We start from the raw sequence: 632 nt of genomic DNA on the forward strand, positions 1-632 counted from the left end.
TTTTTTTATGCCCATTCAGCAGCAGTTGCTCGACCTTGGCGATCTCTTCAACTTTTCTGACCTGAGCACCTTCACTCAGAACATCCCAATAGAGTGGGTAGCGAGTGCGCTGAACCTCTCGGCGCAAGCCACCATACGGCGGCGCCGCTTGCCGAGCGATCAAGTTCTTTGGCTGGTTTTGGGCATGGCTCTGTTCCGCGACGAGCCTGTTCATGAGGTCGCCAGGCGTTTGAATATCTGCGCGCAAGGCTTGGCTTCTGATCAGTTGCTGGCGCGAAGCGGGGTAACTGAAGCTCGCAAACGGCTGGGCGCTGACCCAGTTGAATCGCTGTTCCGCCAGACGGGTAAACATTGGGGCAACGAGCGCTACGAGGGAGACGACTGGAACGGTCTACAAGTCTTCGCGGTGGACGGTGCATTGCTGCGAACCCCGGATTCACCCGAGCTCAGAGAACATTTTGGCTCCGGCAATACCGGCACCGACCGTCAGACCCCGTTCCCGATGCTGCGGCTCGTTGCGCTGATGAATGTCCGCTCGCATATCATCCTCGATGCGCAGCTCAGCCCTTTTCGGGGCAGTGAAATGCGGTTGGCCGAAACGTTTCTGGGACAAATTCCAGATAATTCGATCA

1 protein-coding gene is annotated in these 632 nt (G+C 57.0%); it reads left to right on the top strand.

Going from position 1 to position 632, the window contains the following annotated elements; all coding sequences use genetic code 11:
• Positions 1–13: 13 nt before the first annotated feature.
• Positions 14–632 (top strand): IS4 family transposase (locus QWI20_RS27430; protein WP_369308097.1); only part of this gene is annotated, 619 nt, incomplete at its 3' end.

Source organism: Pseudomonas sp. W2-17 (assembly GCF_041060445.1).
In the GTDB taxonomy this organism is placed as follows: domain Bacteria; phylum Pseudomonadota; class Gammaproteobacteria; order Pseudomonadales; family Pseudomonadaceae; genus Aquipseudomonas.